Source organism: Streptomyces carpinensis (genome assembly GCF_002154505.1).
In the GTDB taxonomy this organism is placed as follows: Bacteria; Actinomycetota; Actinomycetes; order Streptomycetales; family Streptomycetaceae; genus Streptomyces; species Streptomyces carpinensis.
In genome coordinates this window covers 1-5562 of record NZ_MUBM01000399.1, presented here as the reverse complement: position 1 = coordinate 5562, position 5562 = coordinate 1, and the positions used below count along the sequence as shown (strand labels likewise).

The 5562-nt window shown below is 72.8% G+C and carries 2 protein-coding genes; both read left to right on the top strand.

All coding sequences use genetic code 11. The features are described from left to right. On the top strand, nt 1-4400 hold a 4400-nt coding region (locus tag BZY54_RS40355; RefSeq protein WP_143668240.1), incomplete at its 5' end, for a type I polyketide synthase. A gap of 7 nt (nt 4401-4407) precedes the next feature. After that, nucleotides 4408-5562: beta-ketoacyl synthase N-terminal-like domain-containing protein (locus tag BZY54_RS40350; protein WP_208640919.1), on the top strand; the 1155-nt coding region annotated here is incomplete at its 3' end.

Sequence of the window (5562 nt, the reverse complement as noted above, 5' to 3'; positions counted from 1 at the left end):
TGGGTGATCCGATCGAGGCGCAGGCGCTGCTGGCGACGTACGGGCAGGAGCGTCCGGCGTCGGGTGAGCCGTTGTGGCTGGGGTCGGTCAAGTCGAACATGGGTCATACGCAGGCCGCCGCGGGTGTGGCGGGTGTGATCAAGATGGTGATGGCGATGCGGCACGGTGTGCTGCCGCGCACCCTGCACGTCGACGCTCCGTCGGACCAGGTCGACTGGGAGGCCGGAAGCGTCGAGCTGCTCACCGAGCCCCGGGAGTGGCCCGACAACGGCCACCCGCGCCGCGCGGGCGTCTCCTCGTTCGGTATCAGCGGCACCAACGCCCACGTCATCGTCGAACAGGCACCCGCGGAACCAGACGCCGAGGGCGCCGAGGCCGGTGCCGTCGCTCCGGCGGTGGTGCCGTGGGTGCTGTCGGCCAGGACGCCCGAGGCCCTGTCGGCCCAGGCTCGCAAACTGCTGGCGCTCACCCCCGAGCAGGACCCGGTGGATCTCGGCTGCTCGCTCGCGACCACCCGAGCCGCTTTCACCCACCGGGCATGCCTCCTCGGTACCGACCGCGAGGAACTGCTGCGCGGGCTGACCGCACTTGTCCAGGGCGGCGACGCGCACAACGTCGTACGGGGGGCGGGACGCCGTACCGGCAAGCTGGCCTTCCTGTTCACGGGGCAGGGGGCGCAGCGGCTGGGCATGGGCCGGGAGTTGTACGACGTCTTCCCGGTGTTCGCTGCCGCGCTGGATGAGGTGGCGGTTGAGCTGGATCGGTATCTGGATCGTCCGTTGCGTGAGGTGATGTGGGGTGAGGATGCCGAGGCGCTGAACGCCACGGGGTTTGCGCAGCCGGCGTTGTTCGCCATCGAGGTGGCGCTGTTCCGGTTGGTGGAGGCGTGGGGGGTGCGGCCGGATGTGCTGGTCGGTCACTCCATCGGTGAGTTGGCGGCTGCCCATGTGGCGGGGGTGCTGTCGCTGGCGGATGTGGCCAGGTTGGTGGTGGCGCGTGGGCGTTTGATGCAGGCGCTTCCCGAGGGTGGGGCGATGGTCGCGGTGCAGGCGTCGGAGGACGAGGTCCTGCCCCTGCTCACCGAGAGCGTTTCCATTGCCGCGGTCAACGGGCCCACGTCGGTGGTGGTTTCGGGTGCCGTGGACGAGGTGCTGGCTATTGGTGAGTACTTCTCCGCTCAGGGTCGTAAGACGAGTCGTCTGTCGGTGTCGCACGCGTTCCACAGTCCGTTGATGGAGCCGATGCTCGCCGACTTCCGTGCCGTAGCAGCCGAGTTGACGTATGAGCAACCCAGGACGTCCGTCATCTCCACGGTCACCGGCGAGTCGGCCACCGGTTGGCAGTCCCCGGAGTACTGGGTGAACCAGGTCCGTGCCGCCGTCCGCTTCTCCGACGCCGTACGGACCCTGGAAGCCCAGGGCGTGACGCGTCACGTCGAGCTCGGCCCCGACGGGGTTCTCGCCGGGCTGGCGCAGCAGACCCTCACCTCCAACGAGGCGGTGGTGACGCCGGCGCTGCGCAAGGACCGTCCCGAGGCCGAGACCCTGCTCACCGCTCTCGCCCAGCTGCACGTCTCCGGTCTGGACGTCGACTGGGGCGCCTACTTCGGGGACTCCGGCGCCCGCCGCGTCGATCTGCCCACCTACGCCTTCCAACGTCAGCGCTACTGGACGGAGCCCGCCGCGCCCACGGCCGTCGCCGAGGCCGCCGGTATCGAGCCGGTCGACCATCCCTTCGTACGGGCCTGTGTGCCGGCCCCAGACGAGGCCGCGCTGGTGCTCACCGGCCGTATCTCGGTCACCGAGCAGAAGTGGCTCGCCGATCACGATGTGCTGGGCGAGGTCGTGTTCCCGGGGGCCGGTGTGGCGGAGCTCGCCGCACTGGCGGCGGAGCGCTGCGGCGGCCGCCGGGTGCGGGAGCTGACCGTCGAGCGGCCGCTCGTGCTCTCGGAGCGTGATGGACTGACCCTCCGCGTCGTCGTGGAACCCGCCGCGGCCGACGGCACGCGCGCGCTGTACGTGCACGGGCGCGGGGAATCCCCGGACCAGCCGTGGCGGCGGTACGCGACCGGTGTTCTCGCGGACGCGTCTGCGGATGCCGCACAGGGTGCGCATGGCGCGCTCGAATCCCACTGGCCGCCGGCCGGCGCTCTTCCCGTCGACCTCGACGACATGCGGGATCGCCTGGCCGCTCGAGGGCACGGGTACGGCCCGGCGTTCGAGGTGCTGCGGGCCGCCTGGCGGCGCGGCGACGAACTGTACGCGGAGGCGGAACTGCCGGAGGGCGGAGCGGGGGAGGACGGCTCCTTCCTGCTGCACCCGGTGCTGCTGGACGCGGCCCTCCAGCTTCAGCTGATCACCGGTTCGGGCGAGGGGCCGCTTCACCAGTCCGCGTGGCACGGAGTCGTCGTCCACGGCGGTCACGGCGTCGGGCCGACGGCAGTACTGCTGCATCTCGTGCCGGGTGCCGACGGTGGTACGGCCGTGACGGTGACCGACGCACAGGGGCAACCGGTGTTCTCGGCGGTCTCCGTCGTGAGCCGTCGGGTGACGGCCGACCAGCTGACCGCGTCCCGCTCCGGTGAACTGCTGCGTCCGCAGCTGATCCCGGCGTCCGGCACGCCGGTCGGGCCGGTGCCCACGGTGGCGTCGGTGGGCGGGGACCCGTGCGGGCTGGATCTGCCCGAGTACACCGGGCAGGCCGTCGACTTCCTGGTCCTCAGCGCTCCGGACGCCTCCGATCCGCGTTCCCTCCAGGACGCCCTCCAGACCCACCTGGAGCGCGACACCCCCGGCACGCTGGCGATCCTCACGGGTGACCCCGTTGTGCGGGGGGTCGTGCGTGCCGCGCAGGCCGAACATCCGCACCGGTTCGTGCTGGTCGAGCTGGACGGCAGCCCGGAGTCGGGGGCGGTCCTGCCCGTCGCCCTGGCCTCCGGTGAGCCGGAGATCGCCGTACGGTCCGGAGCGGTGCTGCTGCCCCGGCTCGGCGCGGCCAAGCCTGCCCTGCCCCGGCCGGACCTGTCCGGTGGCACCGTACTGATCACCAGCGGCCCGGGCGACAACGCCGGGGCCGTCGAGACGGTCGCGCTGCTGGCCCGGCACCTGGCCGCCGGACATGGCGTGCGGCGGCTGGTGCTGAACGGCGTTCTCCCCCCGCAGGACGGCTCGGAACTCGGCGCGGAGCTGGCCGCACTCGGCGCCGAACTGCACATCACCGGTGCCGAGCTGTCGGATCGTGAGGCCGGTGCCGCTCTGCTCGCGGGCATTCCGGCCGAGCAGCCGCTCAAGGCCGTAGTGCACGTGGCGACCGGCCCGCAGACAGCGGCCGACCCCACACGGGCCGTGAGCGACACCGCGAACTGCCTGCGCCGCCTGGACGAACTCACCCGCGACCGAGCCCTGGCCGCCTTCGTGGCCCTCACCTCCTGTGACGGCTATCTCCCCGGCCCCGGCGATCCGGCGGGTGCCGCAGCCGCGAGCGCCGTGCACGAGCTGATCGCGCACCGGGCCGCGCTACGGCTTCCGGCCACCGCCCTCGCCCTGGGCCCCTGGTCGGCCGCCGCCGACGCGCACGGCACCGGCACGGCGGGCCGGCACCGCAGCCCGGTGCTGAGCGCGAGCGACGTCCTCGCCCTCCTCGACGACGCCCTGCGCTGCGACGCCCCCTCCCTGCTCGCCGTGCGGATCGACCGGGCCGCGCTGCGGGAGCGGCCCGAGGAGACCCCGGCGCTGCTGCGCTCCCTGGTCCGCGGCCCCGTGCGGCAGCGGGACGCACAAGGCGGCGAGGACGCAGGGGAGTTGCGGGCGCGGCTTGCCGAACTCTCGGCGGGCGAGCGGCGCAGGACCCTGCTGGAGCTGGTGCGCACGCATGTCGCCGGTGTCCTCGGGCACGCGTCCACCTCCGCCGTGGAGGCCGATCTCGCCTTCCGCGACATGGGGTTCGACTCGCTGGCCGCCGTCGAGCTGCGCCGCCGTCTCACCGCGGCCACCGGCTGCGACCTGCCGGCCACCCTGATCTTCGACCACCCCACCCCGCGGTCCGCCGCCGACTTCGTCGACGAACGACTCCAGGCGGTGGGGGACGAGACGACGGCCGCCGTGCTCGAAGAACTCGACCGTGTGGAGGGCCTGCTCGGGCAGTTCCCGCCGGCCGGTGGGGAGCCCGGTGCGGGCACCCCCGGTGCGGACCGGATCACCGAGCGCCTGGAGGCGCTGGTACGGCGCTGGCGCGACATCCACGGCGAGCCCCGCGACCCGCACGGCGTGGATGGGGACGCCGCCCGCGCGGCGGACGTCACCGACCTCGACACGGTCACCGACGACGAGCTGTTCGACGTGCTGGACAGCGAACTCGGCATCTCCCAGCCCCCGGCCCGCGAACAGCTTCAGAATGGTTGAGGTTTCGATGAGCAACGACGAGAAGCTCCGGGACTATCTCAAGCGCGCCACCACCGAACTCCAGCGGACCAGAAGGCGGTTGCAGGAGGTCGAGGAGCAGGCGCGGGAACCGGTCGCCATCGTGGCGATGGGCTGCCGCTTCCCCGGCGGCATCACCTCGCCGGAGGACCTGTGGGATTTGGTGGACTCCGGCACGGACGCCGTCTCGCACTTCCCGGAGGGCCGTGGCTGGGACCTCGATAACCTGTACGACCCGGAGCCCGCCACGCCCGGCCGGACGTACTGCCGCGAGGGCGGCTTCCTGCACGACGCAGGGGAGTTCGACGCAGACTTCTTCAAGATCAGCCCGCGGGAGGCACGGGACACCGATCCGCAGCAGCGGCTGATGCTGGAGGTCGCCTGGGAGACCATCGAACGGGCCGGCATCGACCCGACCTCGCTCAAGGGCAGCCGCACCGGGGTGTTCGCCGGGGTCGTCTACCACGACTACCCGAGCGGTGGCACCGGAAGCATGGCCAGCGTGGCGTCCGGGCGGGTGGCCTACGTCCTCGGCCTGGAGGGACCGGCCGTCACCGTCGACACCGCCTGCTCCTCCTCGCTCGTCGCGCTGCATCTGGCGGTCCAGTCGGTGCGCGACGGGGAGTCCGCGATCGCGCTGGCCGGCGGTGTCACCGTCATGGCGAGCCCGGACTCCTTCGTCGGCTTCAGCCAGGACCGCGGGCTGGCGCCCGACGGGCGCTGCAAGTCCTTCGCGGCCGCCGCCGACGGCACCACCTGGTCCGAGGGCATCGGCATGCTCCTCGTGGAGCGGCTCTGCGACGCGCGCCGCAACGGGCACCCGGTGCTCGCCGTGATCCGCGGCTCGGCCGTCAACCAGGACGGCGCGAGCAACGGCCTGACCGCCCCCAACGGGCCCTCGCAGCAACGGGTCATCCGCCAGGCGCTGGCCTCGGCCCGGCTCACCGCAGCGGAGATCGACGCGGTCGAGGCGCACGGCACGGGCACGGTGCTGGGCGACCCGATCGAGGCACAGGCGCTGCTGGCGACGTACGGGCAGGGGCGGGACGCGGACCGGCCGCTGTGGCTGGGCTCGTTCAAGTCGAACATCGGGCACGCCCAGGCGGCGGCCGGGGTCGGCGGGGTCATCAAGATGGTGATGGCG